This is a genomic window from Zeaxanthinibacter enoshimensis, from assembly GCF_004362865.1.
In the GTDB taxonomy this organism is placed as follows: domain Bacteria; phylum Bacteroidota; class Bacteroidia; order Flavobacteriales; family Flavobacteriaceae; genus Zeaxanthinibacter; species Zeaxanthinibacter enoshimensis.
Genome location: NZ_SNYI01000001.1, coordinates 857771 through 876093, shown reverse-complemented (window position 1 = coordinate 876093; position 18323 = coordinate 857771). Strand labels below are relative to the sequence as shown.

Below are 18323 nucleotides of genomic sequence, written 5' to 3'. Positions count from 1 at the left end.
CAGTTTACTGGAATCACGGGAATAACCATTTAATTACTTATACCTCAATCTATGAAAACACTAACAAAAGAAGAACAGGCATCGATTACACCCGAAAAAGCGATTACTATTTTACAAGAGGGAAATAAGCGTTTTGTACAAAATAAGAAGGCCAACCGGGACCTTCTGGAGCAGGTCACACAAACCTCCAGTGGTCAGTACCCTTTCGCCACGATCCTCGGATGTATAGATTCGCGTGTTCCCCAGGAAGTTGTATTTGACCAGGGAATCGGCGATATTTTCAGCGCCCGAGTGGCCGGTAATATAGCCAATGAAGATATCCTTGGAAGTATGGAGTTCGCCTGCAAACTTGCAGGGACCAAAGCTATTGTTGTTTTAGGACACACCAGTTGTGGCGCGGTAAAAGGAGCTTGTGATGATGCTAAACTCGGCAACCTCACCACACTGTTAAGTAAGATCAGGCCGGCGGTAGAGGCAGTCTCAGAGCCCGGGAATCCCGCTGAGCGAAATTCAGGAAACCTTGAATTCGTGGACAACGTGGCCGAGAAGAACGTAGAATTGACTATCCAGAATATCCGTCAGAACAGTCCGGTTTTAAAAGAGATGGAAGATAAAGGAGAGATCGTGATCAAAGGAGCAATGTACAATATTGATTCCGGGGAAGTTACTTTCCTGTAATCCCGGAATTCCTATTCCTTATTAACCAATAACTCAAATACAAAATGTTTAAACATATCAAAGGTGATTTATTCGGTGGAATTACCGCCGGAATTGTAGCATTACCCCTGGCTCTAGCGTTCGGGGTCAGCAGTGGACTGGGCCCAAGTGCTGGTTTATACGGGGCTATTTTTATAGGGTTCTTCGCCGCCCTTTTCGGGGGCACCAACACCCAGATCTCCGGGCCTACCGCCCCTATGACGGCGGTAAGTATGGTGATCATCGCGGGGATTATCGCGATGAACGAAGGAGATGTGGAGAAAGCACTCCCCGCAATCCTGACAGTTTTCCTGTTGGCGGGACTGATGCAGATCGGGCTAGGAGCGATAGGTCTTGGGAAATACATCAAGTATATTCCATACCCGGTGGTATCCGGGTTTATGACCGCTATCGGGGTGATCATACTGGTCACACAGATCCTGCCAGCGATTGGATATTATCCCAAGGAAGATGCTGAATATGTTGAGCAATACAAACCGATGGCAGAAGAGATCATCCTGGAGAACATCCTGAAAGAAGAAGCGGGAGAGGGTATACTGGTTCTCGAAGATTTCGAAGAGACTATCAGCAGGGCTGAGCAGACCACGGAAGCAGATATTCAGAAAGAAGCCAGCACCCTGGCGGCTAAAGAAGCCTCAGGGGTATTAGGTACACTTTCCGTATTGCCCAGGGCGCTCCAGAATATTAACTGGCTGGAGCTGATCTTGGCATTAGCCACAATTATAATTATTTATGGCTTCAAGCGGATCACCACGGCCGTCCCCAGTACCCTGGTGGCACTTATCGTAGTCTCCGGTGTTGCTTACGGGTTTGGCCTGGATTACCGCCCCATAGAGCGTATCCCGGAAGGACTGCCGATGCCCCAGATGGAGATCTTTACGCAATTTAAACTGTCTTCGGTCACCCCGTACATCTTTACGGCCCTGACCCTTGCATTGCTGGGAGCCATCGATTCACTGCTGACTTCGGTAGTGGCTGACAATATGACGAAGACGAAGCACCAGCCGAACAAGGAATTGGTGGGACAAGGTATTGGTAACAGTATCGCCGCTGTCTTTGGTGGTATTCCCGGTGCCGGGGCGACCATCCGAACCGTTGTTAATATCAAATCAGGTGGTAAAACAAGGCTTTCAGGTATGATCGCTGGTTTATTACTGCTTGTCATCTTACTGGCCATGGGGCCCGTTGCATCGCAGATTCCTGCTGCAGTACTTGCCGGGATCCTTGTAACTGTAGGTATCGGTGTAATGGACTACAAAGGACTTAAAGCCATTCCTAACCTGCCAAAGGATATCAAGCTGGGCCCACTGAAACTGAGTTCAGAAGTGATCATTATGTTAGTGGTTCTTGTGTTATCTTCAGTATGGAACTTGGTATATGCTGTTGGTGTAGGCCTGATCATTGCCTCATTAATGTTTATGAAAAAGATGGGTGATCTTACGGCCGAAAGATCAGGGGTGAAACCACTGCCTGAAAAAGCCTGGGCTGATGAGAAAGAATTTCCTGAAAAATTGAAGGAAGAGGTTTTCATCAAGCATATTAAAGGTCCCCTATTCTTTGGATCGACCAGTGATTTTCAAGACCTGGCAGCACAGATCCCTGAGACTGCAGATGCCGTAATTATCAGAATGGGCAGGATGCAGTACATGGACCAATCCGGTCTTTACGCGATGGAAGACACTATTATAGACCTGCGCAGGAAAAATATAATAGTCCTGCTGGTAGATGTTCTCCCTCAGCCGAGATATATGATGGAACGGATTGACATCATTCCCGACCTGATTCCTGAGGAACACATTTTCAAGAATTTTAAAGATTGTGTCAATTGGGTAAAACTCAATGTCAAGGATAAGACTCCTGCAATTGCATAACTTTTAAAGGCCCCGGACAGGGGCCTTTTTCAATTTTAACCTAAAGCACCGCTGGGAAACTTAAAAGTTTTAAATTTGCCGCACATAAATTTATGTAAACCTTGATACTGACCATATAAGGGTCACTTCTCCAAGCCAACGACGGATGATAGATCAGATTCAGAAACATATAGAGGAGGTAAAGGCCTTTTCATCGGACCAGGCAGAGGCTATTGAAGCCTTCCGTATCAAATACCTTGGGAAAAAAGGTCTGCTGAATGAATATTTCAGCGAGTTCAAGAATGTCGCTCCCGAGGACAAAAAACGATTCGGGCAGACTATAAACGAATTAAAACAGGCGGCTACTGAAAAAGTGAATGCCCTTAAGACAGGGTTGGAGAACAAGGCGCCGAAATCGCGGACATACGATGATCTGACCCGGCCTTCTGAACCCCTGGAACTTGGGGCCAGGCACCCCATCTCTATTGTTAAGAACCAGATCATAGAAATATTCTCCCGTATTGGTTTTAACGTGTCCCAGGGCCCGGAGATCGAGGACGACTGGCACAACTTTACAGCGCTGAACTTACCGGAACACCACCCGGCCAGGGATATGCAGGATACTTTCTTTATTCAGACAGATCCTGATATCTTACTAAGAACCCATACTTCATCGGTACAGGTTCGCTATATGGAGAACAATAAACCTCCGATCCGTACCATATCTCCCGGGCGGGTTTACCGCAACGAAGCCATCTCGGCGAGATCCCATTGCTTTTTCCACCAGGTAGAAGGATTGTATATTGACAAGGGAGTTTCCTTTGCCGATCTTAAACAAACCCTGCAGTATTTTACCACAGCGCTTTTCGGCAAATCCGAGATCCGGCTGCGACCTTCATATTTCCCGTTTACAGAACCCAGTGCGGAAGTAGATGTATACTGGGGTCTGGAGACCGAAGCTGACTACCGGATGACCAAGGGAACAGGATGGCTGGAGATCATGGGATGCGGGATGGTAGACCCAAATGTTCTTCGGAATTGTGGTATTGATCCCCAAACCTATTCAGGATTCGCATTTGGAATGGGAATAGACCGTATTGCCCTGTTGTTGCACCAGATCTCCGATATCAGGTTGCTGAGTGAAAATGATACCAGGTTCCTGGAGCAGTTCCGAAGTGCCCTGTAGCGGCCTTCCTTGCTTTGGACAATAAATCGGCTTCCCGCCGGGTTATTATAAGAGAACATCCCTAATAATTCCGCTAAGATGAGAAAGGATATAGAAATACCTATCGCAAAAGACGTACATGTCGCCCTGGCACACGACTGGGATGAAGAGTTCCTTTCCCGCGACTGGAACGCTTACCTGATCAACAACAGGAACTCGGCAATTGAAATGGTTCTTATCGTATCCAAGGGGTATGACGGGGAAACTAAAACGTCTACCATGAGACATGCCATAGGCGTTATTGAAGCCCGTTCCTTTGCTAAGATCGAGCTGGTACAGGAAGAAGTCCTGCAGCTCGAGAACGAGTTTTTCGTGACCTTCTATGCTGAAGGGAAACTCTTTGAACGCAAATATATTTTCCGGAAGAACAGCATCGGGGAGCAGGAGTTACAATACCTGCCTATCCTCGAAAAAGAAGGATTGCTCGGAAGCTGAATCAGCGCAGTCCATAACCTTTCCCCGCCCACCATGGGTGTATCTCGGCCACCAATCCGCCAGACCGGATTAAGGGATCCAGATTAGCCAGGCTGTCTGCGATCTGCAGGTTAGGGGTATTGTAGATAATGATTCCCCGGATCTCTCCATCATCCCCAAAAGGACCCATTAAGTCGGCATATCCCTCCTCGTACATCCGGGACATATGCTGCAGGTGCAGGCTCTGCAGGCTGTCGGCTTCCTGTTTGTTCTCCGATCTCTTTGGCCCTCTTTTTAACAGTACAAGAAAGTACTGTTGCATCAGAATGGTATCATTAGTTCCTTCCTCTATGTAGTCAAAGGTCTGGTATCCCAACCGGGTCAGGGAATCTTTAAGTTTACTAACAGATGGCTTGGTGGTTTCGGACCCGTTGGCCCTCTCTGTTTTTTCATTGTCACCGCATCCTGCCAGGACGAAAAGACAGCAACTAAACCTTAATAAATTTTTTATGAAGTCCATGATTTAAAAGGGTGTTTGCTTAATTGTGAATTGTAGTATGCCGGTTGGCCGGTTACTTCCTCCCCCAACCAATCCGGTTGTTCATACGCCTCTTCCACGGCGCCCAACTCAACCTCTGCCACCACCAGGCCGGCATTTGCGCCCAGGAATTCATCCACCTCAAAAATATGACGCCCCACGGGCACTTTATAACGATTCTTCTCAATGGGTACATCTTCACATAACTCCAGCAGTTTACGTCCCTCCTCGGGATGGATCTCCGTTTCCCACTCAAAGCGGCTGGTGCCATCCGCACTGGAAGCCCCTTTCACGGTTATGAAGGCAGAATCATCCAGAATGCGTACTCTTACCGTGCGTTCAGGATCGGTATTGAGGAAACCCTGCCTTATCTGCTGTTTGCTTGTAGCCTGTTTTACGTAATCTCCTGATACGACCAGGAATTTACGTTCAATCTCCTGGTACTTACCCATGCCTGTGTGCAATTTTCCTTATTTCGTCCGAAGGGATCCGCTGTTGCTCATACTTATGGTTTGCCAGCCAGATCATACATTTTGTAACCTGTTCCGGATAGATAGACCGGTATTTGTCCAGGGGACCCACCATAACCAGGTTCATCGCTCTCATCACCTGCCTGGCGATCCATTCTCCTATCCTTCTTTCTTCCCTTTTCCCTGCTAGTAGAGATGGTTGCAGTATATACGTATTTGGTATTTCCTGTTTTAATACAGCGGCTTCCATCTGGCCTTTTGTACGGTTATAAAAGACCTTGCTTTTAGGGTTAGCACCCAAAGAAGAGATCACTATAAATGTTTTAATGCCATTTTCCCTGCACAGGACAGCGGCCTGCACGGGTATTCCATAATCTATCGCCCTGTATTTCGCCTTATTGGGCGTTTTGGATTTGGTAGTTCCGATACAGCAGAATACCTCGTCTGCCCGGAATTTTTCCCGGTAGGTTTCGGGTTCTGCCAGGTTGACCAGCAGCTCTTCCATCTTGGGATGTTCATACCCTACCGAAGAGCGCGAAAAGAGCCTGATTAGACTGTAACGCTTATCCTCCAGCAGCATCTGTAAAAGGATGCCACCTGTAAGCCCGGTGGCTCCGAGGACGATAGCTGTTTTACCCTGAGTATCCATAAAACTAAGATATGACTTAAATTTGTTTATGGCTTATGAATTCCCGGTGCGAAAGATCATCCATGTAGATATGGATGCTTTTTACGCCTCTGTTGAGCAGCTGGACAACCCCGAACTAAGGGGCAAACCTGTGGCTGTAGGCGGAGGCGCAAAGCGCGGCGTAGTCGCTGCTGCAAGCTACGAAGCGCGGAAATTCGGGGTAAGGTCGGCCATGAGTGGGCAGGCCGCCAAACGCAATTGTCCGGAACTCATTTTTGTTAAACCCCGGTTTGACCGGTATAAAGAGATCAGCAGTAAGATCCGGGCTATCTTCCTGGAATATACAGACCTGGTAGAACCCCTTTCCCTGGACGAAGCCTACCTGGATGTCACTGAAAACAAATTCGGCAACCCCTCTGCGACGATGATCGCCAAAGAAATACGTCAACGGATCTATGATCAACTGGGCCTGAGGGCGTCTGCAGGAATCTCGGTCAATAAATTCATCGCCAAGGTGGCCAGTGATGTTAACAAACCCAATGGCCAGAAGACTGTAGACCCGGAAGATGTGCCGGAATTCCTGGAACAACTGGAAATCCGGAAGTTCTATGGTGTCGGGAAGGTCACTGCTGAGAAAATGTACCAGTTAGGTATATTTACCGGGAAAGACCTGAAGGATAAATCAGAAGATTTTTTAAAGACACATTTCGGGAAGAGCGGTAAATTCTATTACCAGGTGGTACGGGGCATACATCTCAGCCCGGTAAAGCCGGAGCGTACCCCCAAATCCGTCGGAGCCGAGCGTACCTTCAGCGAAAACCTCAGCAGCGAGATCTTTATGTTAGAAAGACTTGAACAGATCGCCCATGAACTGGAACGGCGGTTAAAGAAGAATCAGCTGGCCGGGAAAACCATTACCCTTAAGATCAAATACAGTGATTTTAAACTACAGACGAGGGCAAAGACTTTATCCTATTTTGTCGCAGACCATTCCGTTTTACTGGAGACGGCTAAAGAACTGCTCTACCAGGACGCCCTGCAGAATTCGGTCCGCCTGCTCGGCATCTCTGTAAGTAACCTGAATACTGACAGGGGACAGGAGAGCGAAGCGAAAGAAGAGGCCATAGCGGTGCAATTACAAATTGAATTCTGAAACTCTCAGAATGCAGAAACACTCATCCCCCCATCCACGATAATATTCTGCCCTGTTATATAGGAGGCTTTATCCATTGCGAGGAAAGCGATGACACTGGCCATCTCTTCCGGTTGTGCTACCCTCCGGAGCGGGGTGGTTGCGATCACGGGATCCATCCGGTCTTTTTGTGTGAGGACAGCTTCAGTAAGGGGAGTTGCTGTATACCAGGGGGAAACTGCATTCACCCGGATACCGTCCTGGGCCCATTCGACAGCCAGGTTGCGCGTCTGCTGTAGCAGCCCGGCCTTGGCCATGCCATAGGGGCTGCCCGACTTAACATCTACGGAAGCAGCCACGGAGGCAACATTTACGATCGAAGGTTTAGTGCCCTTCAGTAAAAGGGAATAAAGTAGCCTGCTGAACTCAAAGGGCGCAAACAGGTTGATCGCAAGTATCTTTGAAAATTCTTCTTCGGTATAGTCCAGTGCAGCCTTCCGGATATTGATCCCGGCATTATTTACCAGGATATCCAGTTTGCCGTACTCGTGGGTCAGCTTCCGTACCAGGTCCTCCCGGTCTTCGGCTACAGATACATCACTTACCATCCCGCTTACCTTGTACCCTTTCCCGGACAACTCCTCTTCGAAGGTGCGGATATCCACTTCCTTCCGGGCAGTGAACAGAACCTCGGCACCGAGCTCCAGGAACTCTTTAACCGTGGCCTTCCCGATGCCTTTACTGCCACCGGTGACCAGTACTTTCCTGTCCTTTAAATTCCACATACCAATTTACTTATGGTGATCTATTCGATCTCTGTCACCCTCAGGGTGTTCACCATACCTTTATCTTTGATCGGCATGGCCGCCAGGCTGATCATCATATCCCCGCTTTCCAGGAAGCCTTTATCGCAGGCGATCTGGTTTACATCTTCTATGGTCTCATCTGTTGAAACAAACTTATCGTAATAGAACGCTTTAACACCCCACAGCAGGTTCAGCTGCGTAAGGATACGCTTATTGGAGGTAAATACCAGGATATGAGCACTGGGTCTCCATGCAGATATCTGGAAAGCCGTATACCCACTATTGGTCAGGGTTGTAATGGCCTTAGCCTTGGTTTCATTAGCCATTAACGCAGCATGGTAACAAACAGACTTAGTTATGTATCGCTTGGTCCTGATATGAGGTGGATCATGAGGTACCTGGATGAATTCTGAACCTTCCACGCTGTGCAGGATACTGGTCATTTTCTGTATCACCTGTACGGGGTAGTTCCCAACCGAGGTTTCCCCTGATAGCATCACGGCATCCGCCCCGTCCATAACAGAGTTAGCGACGTCATTCACCTCTGCCCTTGTGGGGGTAAGGCTTGTGATCATCGTTTCCATCATCTGCGTGGCGATAATCACCGGGATACGGGCTTTCTTGGCCCGCAGTACAAGTTTTTTCTGGATCAGCGGCACCTCCTGTGCGGGAACCTCTACCCCGAGGTCTCCACGGGCTACCATCAGTCCGTCACAATACGCCACGATCTTGTCGATATTCTCAACCGCTTCTGGCTTTTCGATCTTGGCGATGATCGGGATCTTCTCCTCGGAATGCTCCTTGATGATATTCTGAAGGTCTATAAGGTCCTGGCTGAAGCGGACAAAAGAAAGGGCAATCCAGTCTACCTGTTGCGAAATTGCAAAAATGGCATCCTTAACGTCTTTCTCTGTTAAAGCGGGTAATGAAATATTGGTGTTTGGCAGGTTTACCCCTTTCTTGGACTTCAATGGTCCACCCTGGATTACCTTAGCCTTAACCTCGTCCTTCTTATTAGTGGAGACAACTTCAAAGATCAATTTACCATCGTCCAGGAGTATGCGTTCCCCGGGGTTCACATCCTTGGGGAAGGTAGAATAATTCATATATACCTTGTCTGCATTTCCCTCAAAAGGCTTACCTGTATGAAAGCTGATCTCGTCACCGGGAGATACCACTACCTCTTCAGACATGACACCAACCCTCAATTTTGGTCCTTGCAGGTCGGCAAGGATAGAGGTATATGTCCCCATCTCCTCATTAAGTTCGCGTATCATACGGATACGCTCCTTCACGGCATCGTAATCGGCATGGGAGAAATTGATCCTGAACACATCAACCCCTGCTTCAATCATATCTTTCAGCACCTCTTTCTTACTGGTTGCGGGTCCTAATGTGGCTACTATTTTTGTCTTTTTCTTAGTGGGCATTGTCCTAAAAAGTTAGATTTTTTCTTGATTTTAAATTTTCAATATTGACGGGATAAGCAGTGATCATCCCAGGTATTTTCTTAAGCTGGGCCAGCCTTTCCTCGTCCGAGGCTAATAATTCTCCTTCTATCTTGATCAGATAATCAGCGTCACGGTATTCCGGTATCAAATGGTGGGCCGTGAAAGCCGGCTCATCCCGGAATAAATCCTGGAACTCCAGGTCTTGCCGGACCCGGCTCTTGTTCGTGATCAGCCTCCAGTACTGGTCATGCGCCTCGTCTTTCCATTCAAAATAAGGAAAGACTATAGACTTAGAAATATCCAGGTCTGCCGGGGCCCTTTTAAACCTGCTCTTCAGGTAATAATTAAGGGCATAGACCAGGGCATGATCTTCCAGGCTGCTGTGCAGGGCCCATAGGGTAAATTCTTCTTCACAAAGCTCCTCGAAAATTTTGTGAGTTGTCGTCATACCTGAACCTAAACGGTAAATATATGATTAATACATTAACAAGTCTAGCTTAAGATCAACAAGTATTTGGGAGTCAGGGCACGAAAACGTTTGAAGCTGATAATTTAACGAATTCTTTTTACGAATCCCCTTTTATTTTGCCCTGTAATGCAAAAAATGCGCGCTTGGAAGCCTTTTCTTCGGCCTTTTTCTTGGAGGTGGCCCTGGCTTTTGCCATAACTTTACCATCGATACTCAGCTTTACGGCAAAATGTTTTACAGGATCATTCCCGCTGTCCTCGTATACATTATAACTGAATTCTTTTTTCTGTTTCTGGCACCATTCAATCAGCAGGCTCTTATAACTCATTACCTGCCCTTCTAACTGCTCTATATCCACATAGGGTTCAATAACACGCTCCCGGATGAATTTCTCGCAATATTTATACCCCCTGTCCAGGTAGATGGCTCCCACCAGGGCTTCAAAGACATTGCCGTGGATATTGTCCCCGAAATGGGATTTGGGGATCCTGCTTTCAACAAAATCGATCAGGTTCAGGTCTTTCCCCAGTTCGTTCAGGTGTTTCCGGCTGACGATCTTGGAACGCATTTTTGTGAGGTAGCCCTCGTCCCCGCCGGGCACTTCATTGTACAGGTGTTTGGAGATTATGGTCCCGAGCATGGCGTCCCCGAGGAATTCGAGCCGCTCATAATTCATAGGATTACCCTGCTTATCCTTCTGGTTTACCGATCTGTGCAGGAAGGCTTTCCTGTAGATGGGTAATTTTTTTGGCTTGAAGCCCAGTACTTTAGTGATCGCCAATAAAAAATCCCCATCCTTTTTAGAATGGGAATTGAATATATTGGCTGTAAATGACATTCGTTGTTTAACTGATTTTCTTAAATACGATACATGCATTGTGACCTCCAAACCCGAAGGTATTGCTCATAGCCACATCTACTTTCCTTTCCTGGGCCTTATTAAGAGTCAGGTTAAGGCTTGGATCTATATTTTCATCAACCGTTGTATGGTTGATCGTCGGCGGCACCAGGTTGTGCTCCATGGCCAGGATAGAGGCGATCGCTTCTATGGCCCCGGCAGCTCCCAGCAAGTGACCTGTCATGGACTTGGTGGAATTGATATTGATATCCTTGGCATGTTCTCCAAATACCTGGCTGATCGCTTTCAGCTCTGCGACATCCCCTAAAGGAGTGGATGTACCATGCGTATTGATGGTATCAACGTCTTCAGGTTTCAGTCCGGCATCCCTAAGGCAGTTTTCCATCACTTTTACTACTCCTATTCCATCCGGATGCGGAGCAGTCATATGGTATGCGTCGCTGGAAAGTCCTCCCCCTGCAACTTCTGCATAGATCTTTGCTCCCCTGGCCTTTGCGTGCTCGTATTCTTCCAGCACCAGTGCTCCTGCGCCTTCACCAAGAACGAAACCGTCCCGGGTTGCGTCAAATGGCCTGGAAGCTGTTTCAGGACTTTCGTTCCTGGTAGAAAGGGCATGCATTGCATTGAACCCTCCCATTCCGGCTATAGTAACCGCAGCTTCACTACCCCCTGTAACGATAACATCACAGTGCCCCAGCCTGATATAGTTAAGGGCATCTATCATGGCATTCGCCGAAGATGCACATGCAGAGACCGTGGTATAGTTAGGGCCCATGAACCCGTGTTTAATAGAGATATTTCCCGGAGCGATATCCGCGATCATCTTAGGTATAAAGAAGGGATTAAACCTTGGCGTTCCATCACCGGCGGCGTAATTGAGCACCTCCTGCTGAAATGTCTCCAGGCCACCTATACCGGCACCCCAGATTACACCAACCCTGAATTTATCGATTGCGTCCAGGTCTAAACCTGAATCTGCGATCGCTTCATCGGAGGACACCAAAGCGTATTGCGCAAACCTGTCCAGTTTACGTGCTTCTTTCCTGTCAAAATAATCTTCCGGATTGTAATTTTTTAATTCACAGGCAAATTTCGTCTTGAATTTCTCTGTGTCGTAATAGGTGATCGGGGCGCTACCGCTCTTCCCACTCTTCAATCCTTCCCAATATTCTTCCAAGGTATTCCCGATGGGGGTAAGGGCACCAAGACCAGTAACTACAACTCGCTTTAATTGCATTGAATCAATTTTTTAGTTTGCTGCCTAAACAAGTGAAAAATAAAAAAAATTATCCATGCAGCAGGATTACCACATGGATAATTTTAATTCTTTCCTATGATATCATAAAATTACTTAGCTTCTTCTATATAACTTATAGCCTGGCCTACAGTTGCAATATTCTCTGCTTGATCGTCCGGGATCTGGATATCAAATTCTTTTTCGAATTCCATGATCAACTCTACGGTATCCAATGAGTCTGCCCCGAGGTCGTTAGTAAAGCTCGCTTCCGGTACTACTTCATTTTCATCTACACCCAGTTTATCTACGATGATAGCCTTTACTCTTGATGCAATGTCTGACATAATGATTTTGGTTTTAAAAATTTAAATCGATGGCAAAAATAAAAAACTTTGGTCTAATAATACTATCTGACCTTAAAATGTGACGTAATTTAATAAATTTAAATGCAAGACTTGTAATTTAGCAGAAAAATTATTGCCCTCAAACTCCCGTCATCACTGCATGAAACGAATTACGCTCTTTGCCTCAGGATCCGGATCTAACGTGGAAAATATCCATGAATATTTTAAGGGTTCAAAATCCGTAGAAATTGCGGGGGTGCTCACCAACAAGAAGAATGCCGGGGTGCTGGATCGCTGTGATAGGCTGGGTATCAATGCCTTCTACTTCAATAAACATGCGCTTTACAATACAGAAGCTGTGGTCAGCCTGGTCAACAGCCTTGAGACAGACCTGGTGGTCCTCGCAGGCTTTTTGTGGAAAATACCGGATTCCCTACTCCGGGCCTACCCCGGAAAGATCATTAATATTCACCCGGCACTTCTGCCGCGATACGGCGGGAAAGGAATGTACGGGATACGGGTTCACCAGGCAGTAGTTGACAATAAAGAACCTTATACCGGCATCACCATTCACTATGTAAATGAAAATTACGACGAAGGGGCAATCATTGTACAGGAGCAGATCCCGGTAGCCGCAGCTGACACAGCCGAGGATGTAGCCGCCAAAGTACATGAGCTGGAATACGAACATTTTCCACGTGTTATTGAAGAACTACTGAATAAGCAGCTCAACTAATGGGTAAGAAGCCAAGATTTTACGTCGTATGGAAAGGCAAGCAACCGGGGGTTTATACCAGCTGGAAAGAATGCCAGGCCCAGATCAAAGGCCAGGAAGGCGCCCAGTACATGGCCTTTGACAGTCGGCAGGCCGCCGATGAAGCTTTTAAGAAGAATTACGCGGCTTACAGGGGGAAAAAGAAAAGCAGCAGTCTAAGTGCGGCGGACATCAAACGGATAGGAGCGCCCAACCTGAATTCAATTGCCGTCGATGCCGCCTCCAGCGGCAATCCCGGGATAATGGAATACCGGGGAGTAGATACCCGGACAGGGAAACCTCTTTTCCACCAGGGACCCTTCCCACAGGGCACTAATAATATTGGAGAATTCCTTGCGATAGTACACGGCCTAGCTTTACTTAAAGCCAAGAAAAGTAACCGTATCCTGTATACGGACTCCCGAACGGCCATGAGCTGGGTGAGGCGTAAAAAGTGTAACAGTAAACTGAAGCGGTCCGCTAAGAATAAAGAACTCTTTGAACTCGTGGACCGTGCAGTGAAGTGGCTGGAAACCAATTCTTACCATACCCCGGTAGTAAAATGGGAGACCAAGGCCTGGGGTGAGATCCCGGCAGACTTCGGTCGCAAATAGGTAAGAAGGGATTATTCCCATTTGCGAGCTTTTTGGAATTACAAAACCGTATATTTGCACCAAATTTTTGAAAAAGCAAATGGGGAAACTACTCATAGTGGGGACCGTGGCCTTCGATGCCATTGAAACCCCCTTCGGAAAAACAGATAAGATACTTGGAGGAGCTGCAACTTTTATCGGTCTTGCAGCCTCTCATTTCAACCTGGACGCCGCGATCATCTCGGTGGTGGGAGAAGATTTTCCCCAGGATTACCTGGACCTGTTAAAGGACAGGGATATAGATATTTCGGGGATAGAAATTGTCCCCGGGGGCAAGACCTTCTTCTGGAGCGGAAAGTACGGAAATGACCTGAATACTCGAGAAACCCTGGCAACTGAACCGAATGTTCTCATCGATTTTAAACCGGTAGTTCCGGATAATTTCAAGGATGCGGATGTTGTGATGCTCGGGAACCTTCACCCCGATATCCAGTTAAGTGTCATCGAACAAATGGAAGAGCGGCCAAAATTGATCGTACTGGACACCATGAATTTCTGGATGAACACTACCTTGCCTGAACTGATGAAGGTTATTGAAAAGGTGGACGTTATCACCATCAATGATGAAGAGGCCAGGCAGCTTACCAATGAATATTCCCTGGTTAGGGCAGCGGCTGCCATCCACGAGATGGGACCAAAATACGTGGTGATCAAAAAAGGAGAACACGGCGCCCTGCTTTTCCATAAAGAGAGAATCTTTTTTGCCCCGGCCCTGCCACTGGAAGAGGTGTTTGATCCAACCGGCGCTGGAGACACCTTCGCGGGCGGTTTTGTCGGACATATTACCGAGAGCGGGAATATCTCTTTTAACAACCTTAGAAATGCCGTTATACACGGGTCCAACCTGGCTTCATTCTGCGTAGAACGATTTGGCACCGAACGGATGCTGAACCTGGACCGGAAAGAAGTTGGGCAGCGTTTACAGGAATTTGTTGAGCTGACCCAATTTGATATTGAAATAGAGTAACACCTTGCACAGACAGGGTATTTGTACGGAAAAGATATTATGAGTGATGCCATCAAACACGAATGCGGGATATCGTTGATCCGGCTTCGTAAACCCCTGGAATACTACCGTGAAAAATACGGTACAGCTTTTTACGGGGTAAACAAGATGTACCTGATGATGGAAAAGCAGCACAACCGCGGACAGGACGGGGCTGGTTTTGCCAGCATCAAACTGGATATGCTGCCGGGAGAGCGATATATGAGCAGGGCTCGCTCTATACAATCCCAACCCATACAGGATATTTTTGCCCAGATCAATGACCGGATCAACCAGTCACTGGCAGAAAACCCGGAATACCACAATGATGTCGCTAAGCAGAAAAAATATATTCCCTATATAGGGGAAGTTCTTTTAGGGCATGTCCGGTACGGGACTTTCGGAAAGAACAGTATAGAAAGCGTACACCCATTCCTGCGACAGAACAACTGGATGCACAGGAACCTCATCGTAGCGGGGAACTTTAATATGACCAATGTAAGCGAGTTGTTTGACAACCTCGTGCAACTGGGTCAGCACCCGAAAGAAATGGCCGATACCATTACGGTAATGGAAAAGATCGGTCACTTCCTGGATGATGCAGTGGCAAAACTCTATAAAGAGATCAAAAAAGAAGGTTTTACCAAAATGGAAGCCTCGCCGCTTATCGCGGAACGACTCAAATTAGCCAAGATCTTAAAAAAGGCATCCAAGAACTGGGATGGCGGCTATGCCATGGCCGGACTTATTGGTCACGGCGACGCCTTTGTTCTAAGAGACCCCTCAGGAATACGCCCTGCATATTACTACGAGGATGAGGAAGTTGTAGTGGTGGCTTCAGAAAGACCGGCCATCCAGACTGTATTCAATGTTCCTTACGAATCCGTTAAGGAACTTGATCCAGGGCACGCCATAATTGTGAAAAAATCGGGTAGCATGGCCATCAAGAAGATCCTTGAACCCCGCGAACGCAAGGCCTGCTCCTTTGAGAGAATCTATTTCTCCAGGGGCAGCGATAAGGAGATCTACGAAGAACGCAAGAATCTCGGTCGCTTTATATTTCCCCAGATCCTGGAATCTATCGATTACGATATGAAGAATACGGTCTTCTCCTATATCCCGAATACGGCCGAAACCTCATTCTTCGGGATGGTGAAAGAAGCACAGAACTACCTCAATCGCAAAAAGGAAGAACAGATCCTTGCACTTGGTTCCGGGATAACTTCAGAGGAACTCAGGGAAATACTCGAGATCCGGCCACGAATTGAGAAAGTTGCGATTAAAGATGCCAAACTAAGGACATTCATCACCCAGGACGATAGCCGGGATGACCTTGTCGCCCACGTCTACGATATATCTTATGGCTCAGTGAACCCAGACGATAACCTGGTGATCATAGACGACAGTATCGTAAGGGGTACTACCCTTAAAAAAAGTATCCTGCGGATCCTGGACCGACTTTCTCCAAAGAAGATCATCGTAGTTTCATCTGCTCCTCAGATCAGGTATCCCGATTGTTACGGGATAGATATGGCCAGGTTGGAAGATTTCGTGGCATTCAGAGCTGCCCTTGAACTTCATAAGGATCGCGGAACGATGGACCAGGTAGAGGCGATCTATCAAAAGTGCCTCGGACAACTCAAGACCAGCGATGAAGAAGTAGTTAACCATGTAAAGGAATTCTACGCTCCTTTCACGGCTGATGAAATTTCAGAGAAAATTGCCGCCCTGCTTTGCCCGAAAGAAGTACGCGCAGAGGTACAGATCATTTACCAGACCATAGAAAGCTTACATAAGGCTTGCCCTAAAAACCTTGGTGACTGGTACTTTACCGGTAACTACCCAACCCCTGGTGGAAATCGTGTTGTAAACAAAGCATTTATCAATTTTTACGAAGGCAAGAAAGAACGAGCCTATTCGGCATAATTCCGATGAAATGCATAAAAACATGCATTTCATCGATAATCCATGTCGTTCAACGGCTTTCTGATTCCAAGCCTGCAAACCACAATACTTTAGACCTGCCATAGCATAAGTAGGTTAAGTTCATGGTAAGATTTGGGGCAAAAAAGGTGGAGTTTTCTCCACCTTTTTTATTTACTACCACTCACTTTTATCTCTTCTCCCCCATTAACTACCCAGTCATTTCTGATTTTTCCCCAGCCAGGAGCCGGGAAAAGAAATTTTACTATACCAGACATTACTAAGAGCTATATATCAGCACATTAATGCATTTCATCCGATTAATCATACGTTTATCCAAGACCTTATCACATTTGCCATCAATCCTATTACATTTGGAGGACCATAGCATAAGTAGGTTAAGTTCATGGTAAGATTTGGGGAAAAAGGCAGGGGATAACCCTGCCTTTTTATTTTTGTACCATCATCGCCGAATCCATTTTTTTCCCGTCTTCATACCCCGGTTGATATTTTTATTCCTGCACTTCAGCAAATAAACAGGGTGTTCAACCGAGACCTTACCTAACCCGTAGATAAGTCAGCTATATTTGGAGAACCATAGCATAAGTAGGTTAAGTTCATGGTAAGATTTGGGGAAAAGGACGGGGTAGATCCCTGTCCTTTTTATTTACAAATTGTTTTGAATATACTTCCCCGCCAGTTCCTACAACTAACTCTCCACAACATTCTGAATTCTTACAAAACATTTATCGAAATGCTCTTTGCCCAATTTACCGGGACGTTCATCTATTAGCTTTTTTCAGAGTCAGCCAACCCATTACATTTGGAGGACCATAGCATAAGTAGGTTAAGTTCATGGTAAGATTTGGGGAAAAAAGGCAAGGGTTCACCTTGCCTTTTTTATGTTTCATAATCAGCATATTAGGATTAAAACCTACTTTCTTGCTCTCACACCCCCTTATTTGGAAGGGGATATACACGAAAATTTCAGGATTTTTCTTTGTTATTTCTCACAATACCAGTAATTTAGTACTGCCATAGCATAAGTAGGTTAAGTTTATGGTAAGATTTGGGACGAAAAGGGCAGAGACTTCTCTGCCCTTTTCTATTTGGTACATACAAAAAAACCCCGTGGATTATCCACGGGGTTTTTTGTCGATATATATAAAGGCTTATTTCCTCTTGCTGTAGTATTCTGAAACCTTATCCCAGTTGATTACGTTGAAAAATGCCGTGATATAGTCAGGTCTCCTATTTTGATAATTCAGGTAATATGCATGTTCCCAGACATCCAGACCCAGGATCGGGTATCCTCCACAACCGGTAGCCGGCATAAGAGGGTTGTCCTGGTTAGGAGTAGAACAGATCTCCAGTTTTCCTCCTTTCTGAACACACAACCATGCCCAGCCGGAACCGAAGCGGCTTCCTGCAGCCGAACTAAACTGATCCTTAAAGTTCTCAAAGGAACCGAAGGCACTGTCTATTGCATCGGCAAGTTCACCCGAAGGATTACCTCCTCCATCCGGAGACATTACTTCCCAAAACAGGTTGTGATTGTAATATCCACCGCCGTTGTTCCTGACTGCCGTGTTAGACATATCCAGGTTTTCAAGGATAGATTCGATCGACTTTCCTTCGAGGTTAGACCCCTTGATGGCGTCATTCAGTTTCGTGGTATACCCGTTGTGATGTTTGGTGTGGTGTATTTCCATGGTTCGCGCATCGATATGCGGTTCCAGGGCATCATATGCATAAGGTAACTTTGGTAATTCAAAAGCCATGTGTTTAGTGTTTTTCGTTAATAAAATCAGTCTCCCAAATTTATGGATTATAGGAAACATATTCAGCTAATTATTTGTTAAGAACCT

General features: G+C 46.5%; 19 protein-coding genes. 9 read left to right on the top strand and 10 right to left on the bottom strand.

Annotated features, from left to right (window positions below; genetic code table 11):
• The first annotated feature begins 51 nt into the window (after positions 1-51).
• From CLV82_RS03810 to CLV82_RS03795, 4 genes are all read left to right on the top strand, one after another.
• Positions 52-678: a carbonic anhydrase family protein gene (locus CLV82_RS03810; protein ID WP_133642959.1), complete on the top strand. Its 627-nt coding sequence runs from the start codon at positions 52-54 to the stop codon at positions 676-678.
• A 44-nt stretch (positions 679-722) separates the two neighbouring features.
• Positions 723-2588, top strand: coding sequence for a SulP family inorganic anion transporter (locus CLV82_RS03805; protein ID WP_133642958.1), 1866 nt, complete (start codon positions 723-725; stop codon positions 2586-2588).
• A 145-nt stretch (positions 2589-2733) separates the two neighbouring features.
• Positions 2734-3753, top strand: a complete 1020-nt coding sequence (gene pheS / locus CLV82_RS03800) for a phenylalanine--tRNA ligase subunit alpha (RefSeq protein ID WP_133642957.1) — start codon at positions 2734-2736, stop codon at positions 3751-3753.
• Positions 3754-3831: 78 nt separating this feature from the next.
• Positions 3832-4227, top strand: a complete 396-nt coding sequence (locus CLV82_RS03795) for a hypothetical protein (protein ID WP_133642956.1) — start codon at positions 3832-3834, stop codon at positions 4225-4227.
• A gap of 1 nt (position 4228) precedes the next feature.
• Here the strand turns inward: CLV82_RS03795 and CLV82_RS03790 are convergent, their stop codons facing one another.
• From CLV82_RS03790 to CLV82_RS03780, 3 genes are read right to left on the bottom strand one after another with little or no spacing between them, the layout of a single operon-like run.
• A complete protein-coding gene (locus CLV82_RS03790) occupies positions 4229-4726 on the bottom strand; it encodes a YciI family protein (RefSeq protein WP_243744134.1) in 498 nt (165 codons plus the stop codon).
• Complete coding sequence (locus tag CLV82_RS03785; protein WP_133642955.1) at positions 4714-5196, bottom strand: CYTH domain-containing protein; 483 nt, start codon at positions 5194-5196, stop codon at positions 4714-4716. Before CLV82_RS03785 ends, CLV82_RS03790 begins: the two co-directional genes overlap by 13 nt.
• A complete protein-coding gene (locus tag CLV82_RS03780; RefSeq protein WP_133642954.1) occupies positions 5189-5863 on the bottom strand; it encodes an NAD(P)H-binding protein in 675 nt (224 codons plus the stop codon). Before CLV82_RS03780 ends, CLV82_RS03785 begins: the two co-directional genes overlap by 8 nt.
• A 28-nt stretch (positions 5864-5891) precedes the next feature.
• On the opposite strand from CLV82_RS03780, the gene dinB reads away from it, so the two are divergent.
• On the top strand, positions 5892-6995 hold the full coding sequence (gene dinB / locus CLV82_RS03775; protein WP_133642953.1) for a DNA polymerase IV: 1104 nt from the start codon (positions 5892-5894) through the stop codon (positions 6993-6995).
• Between the two features lie 5 nt (positions 6996-7000).
• On the opposite strand, the gene CLV82_RS03770 is transcribed toward dinB, so the two are convergent.
• The 6 genes from CLV82_RS03770 to CLV82_RS03745 all read right to left on the bottom strand — a co-directional run bounded on the left by CLV82_RS03770 (position 7001) and on the right by CLV82_RS03745 (position 12140).
• Positions 7001-7759 carry an SDR family oxidoreductase gene (locus CLV82_RS03770; protein WP_133642952.1) on the bottom strand — a complete coding sequence of 253 codons (759 nt, stop codon included), beginning with the start codon at positions 7757-7759 and terminating at the stop codon, positions 7001-7003.
• Between the two features lie 20 nt (positions 7760-7779).
• Complete coding sequence (gene pyk, locus CLV82_RS03765) at positions 7780-9210, bottom strand: pyruvate kinase (RefSeq protein ID WP_133642951.1); 1431 nt, start codon at positions 9208-9210, stop codon at positions 7780-7782.
• A 4-nt stretch (positions 9211-9214) separates the two neighbouring features.
• Complete coding sequence (locus tag CLV82_RS03760; RefSeq protein ID WP_133642950.1) at positions 9215-9679, bottom strand: IPExxxVDY family protein; 465 nt, start codon at positions 9677-9679, stop codon at positions 9215-9217.
• Between the two features lie 118 nt (positions 9680-9797).
• Positions 9798-10538, bottom strand: coding sequence for a ribonuclease III (gene rnc / locus CLV82_RS03755; protein ID WP_133642949.1), 741 nt, complete (start codon positions 10536-10538; stop codon positions 9798-9800).
• A 7-nt stretch (positions 10539-10545) separates the two neighbouring features.
• Positions 10546-11796 (bottom strand): beta-ketoacyl-ACP synthase II, encoded by a 1251-nt coding sequence (gene fabF / locus CLV82_RS03750; RefSeq protein WP_133642948.1) that lies wholly within the window; start codon positions 11794-11796, stop codon positions 10546-10548.
• Positions 11797-11906: 110 nt separating this feature from the next.
• A complete protein-coding gene (locus CLV82_RS03745) occupies positions 11907-12140 on the bottom strand; it encodes an acyl carrier protein (RefSeq protein ID WP_010519573.1) in 234 nt (77 codons plus the stop codon).
• A gap of 160 nt (positions 12141-12300) precedes the next feature.
• Here CLV82_RS03745 and purN point away from each other — a divergent pair, with 160 nt between their 5' ends.
• The 4 genes from purN to CLV82_RS03725 all read left to right on the top strand — a co-directional run bounded on the left by purN (position 12301) and on the right by CLV82_RS03725 (position 16458).
• Positions 12301-12876, top strand: coding sequence for a phosphoribosylglycinamide formyltransferase (purN, locus tag CLV82_RS03740; RefSeq protein ID WP_133642947.1), 576 nt, complete (start codon positions 12301-12303; stop codon positions 12874-12876).
• Positions 12876-13508, top strand: a complete 633-nt coding sequence (locus CLV82_RS03735) for a ribonuclease H1 domain-containing protein (protein ID WP_133642946.1) — start codon at positions 12876-12878, stop codon at positions 13506-13508. Before purN ends, CLV82_RS03735 begins: the two co-directional genes overlap by 1 nt.
• A gap of 79 nt (positions 13509-13587) precedes the next feature.
• Entirely contained in the window at positions 13588-14514 is a 927-nt protein-coding gene (locus CLV82_RS03730; protein ID WP_133642945.1) for a PfkB family carbohydrate kinase, read from the top strand.
• 39 nt (positions 14515-14553) lie between these two features.
• Positions 14554-16458, top strand: coding sequence for an amidophosphoribosyltransferase (locus CLV82_RS03725; protein WP_133642944.1), 1905 nt, complete (start codon positions 14554-14556; stop codon positions 16456-16458).
• Between the two features lie 1169 nt (positions 16459-17627).
• Here the strand turns inward: CLV82_RS03725 and CLV82_RS03720 are convergent.
• A complete protein-coding gene (locus CLV82_RS03720; RefSeq protein ID WP_133642943.1) occupies positions 17628-18236 on the bottom strand; it encodes a superoxide dismutase in 609 nt (202 codons plus the stop codon).
• Positions 18237-18323: the final 87 nt, after the last annotated feature.

What these genes read in the sequence shown, in the direction of transcription:
- CLV82_RS03810 (WP_133642959.1), top strand. Translation starts at nt 52, where the DNA reads ATGAAAACACTAACAAAAGAAGAACAGGCATCGATTACACCCGAAAAA.
- CLV82_RS03805 (WP_133642958.1), top strand. Translation starts at nt 723, where the DNA reads ATGTTTAAACATATCAAAGGTGATTTATTCGGTGGAATTACCGCCGGA.
- pheS (WP_133642957.1), top strand. Translation starts at nt 2,734, where the DNA reads ATGATAGATCAGATTCAGAAACATATAGAGGAGGTAAAGGCCTTTTCA.
- CLV82_RS03795 (WP_133642956.1), top strand. Translation starts at nt 3,832, where the DNA reads ATGAGAAAGGATATAGAAATACCTATCGCAAAAGACGTACATGTCGCC.
- CLV82_RS03790 (WP_243744134.1), bottom strand. Translation starts at nt 4,726, where the DNA reads ATGGACTTCATAAAAAATTTATTAAGGTTTAGTTGCTGTCTTTTCGTC.
- CLV82_RS03785 (WP_133642955.1), bottom strand. Translation starts at nt 5,196, where the DNA reads ATGGGTAAGTACCAGGAGATTGAACGTAAATTCCTGGTCGTATCAGGA.
- CLV82_RS03780 (WP_133642954.1), bottom strand. Translation starts at nt 5,863, where the DNA reads ATGGATACTCAGGGTAAAACAGCTATCGTCCTCGGAGCCACCGGGCTT.
- dinB (WP_133642953.1), top strand. Translation starts at nt 5,892, where the DNA reads ATGGCTTATGAATTCCCGGTGCGAAAGATCATCCATGTAGATATGGAT.
- CLV82_RS03770 (WP_133642952.1), bottom strand. Translation starts at nt 7,759, where the DNA reads ATGTGGAATTTAAAGGACAGGAAAGTACTGGTCACCGGTGGCAGTAAA.
- pyk (WP_133642951.1), bottom strand. Translation starts at nt 9,210, where the DNA reads ATGCCCACTAAGAAAAAGACAAAAATAGTAGCCACATTAGGACCCGCA.
- CLV82_RS03760 (WP_133642950.1), bottom strand. Translation starts at nt 9,679, where the DNA reads ATGACGACAACTCACAAAATTTTCGAGGAGCTTTGTGAAGAAGAATTT.
- rnc (WP_133642949.1), bottom strand. Translation starts at nt 10,538, where the DNA reads ATGTCATTTACAGCCAATATATTCAATTCCCATTCTAAAAAGGATGGG.
- fabF (WP_133642948.1), bottom strand. Translation starts at nt 11,796, where the DNA reads ATGCAATTAAAGCGAGTTGTAGTTACTGGTCTTGGTGCCCTTACCCCC.
- CLV82_RS03745 (WP_010519573.1), bottom strand. Translation starts at nt 12,140, where the DNA reads ATGTCAGACATTGCATCAAGAGTAAAGGCTATCATCGTAGATAAACTG.
- purN (WP_133642947.1), top strand. Translation starts at nt 12,301, where the DNA reads ATGAAACGAATTACGCTCTTTGCCTCAGGATCCGGATCTAACGTGGAA.
- CLV82_RS03735 (WP_133642946.1), top strand. Translation starts at nt 12,876, where the DNA reads ATGGGTAAGAAGCCAAGATTTTACGTCGTATGGAAAGGCAAGCAACCG.
- CLV82_RS03730 (WP_133642945.1), top strand. Translation starts at nt 13,588, where the DNA reads ATGGGGAAACTACTCATAGTGGGGACCGTGGCCTTCGATGCCATTGAA.
- CLV82_RS03725 (WP_133642944.1), top strand. Translation starts at nt 14,554, where the DNA reads ATGAGTGATGCCATCAAACACGAATGCGGGATATCGTTGATCCGGCTT.
- CLV82_RS03720 (WP_133642943.1), bottom strand. Translation starts at nt 18,236, where the DNA reads ATGGCTTTTGAATTACCAAAGTTACCTTATGCATATGATGCCCTGGAA.